Source organism: Rhizobium sp. 01T444 (genome assembly GCF_056398305.1).
In genome coordinates, this window is sequence record NZ_JBFTPD010000156.1 from 1 (window position 1) to 750 (window position 750).

Consider the following 750-nt stretch of genomic DNA (forward strand, 5'->3'; position numbering starts at 1 on the left):
GGGGTGGCATCGGTCGCCGGCATCGGAGCTTCGCGGCGTCGCGGCGGCGCCGTGATCCCCAGGGAGCAGGCCATGCCCAACCTCGCGCATCGCCAATAGGCCGGGAGTGCCCTCGTGAAGTCCTGCCTTTCTCTCGCACTGGCCCTGCTTCTGGCGGCATGCGGCACCCGCCCGCCCCTGCCGCCGGAGAGCCAAGGCCCGCTTACGCCCATCAACCCGTCCTCGGCGACTTCTGGAGCGCCTCATGAACCGGGACCCCGCGCTTGAGAAGTACCTCAAGGAGGCCCAGAGCTGGGAGCTTGACCGCGCTCGCCGCGCGGAGCGCTCGGCCAGGATCGCCTGGATCGTCGCGGGCATAGCGGCCGCGACCGCGCTCCTGGCGGTTGCCGCCGTCACCGGGCTCACGCCCCTGAAGCAGCCTGTTCCCGTGGTCATCCGCGTGGACAGCAGCAGCGGCATCGTGGACATCGTCCCGACCTACCAGGGCACCACCGACGTCGAGCAGGTCGTCACCCGCAACCTGCTGCAGAACTACGTTATCGCCAGGGAGCGCTACTTCTACGGCACCGCGGAGGCCGACTACGAAATGGTCTCCGCGCAGAACTCCCCCCGCCTGAACCAGGAGTGGGCCGCCCTCTGGGCCACCAACAATCCGCTGTCGCCGCTGAACGTCTACAAGGACGGCACCGCCATCCGCACGCAGGTGCGCTCCGTCACCTTCATCAAGCTCGACAGCGGCAAGGATATGCT

1 protein-coding gene is annotated in these 750 nt (G+C 68.5%); it reads left to right on the forward strand.

Features of this window, described 5'->3' with window-relative positions; translation table 11 throughout:
* Positions 1–244 precede the first annotated feature (244 nt).
* A partial coding sequence (locus tag AC1DTN_RS37705; RefSeq protein ID WP_477925234.1) for a VirB8 family type IV secretion system protein occupies positions 245–750 on the forward strand: 506 nt, incomplete at its 3' end.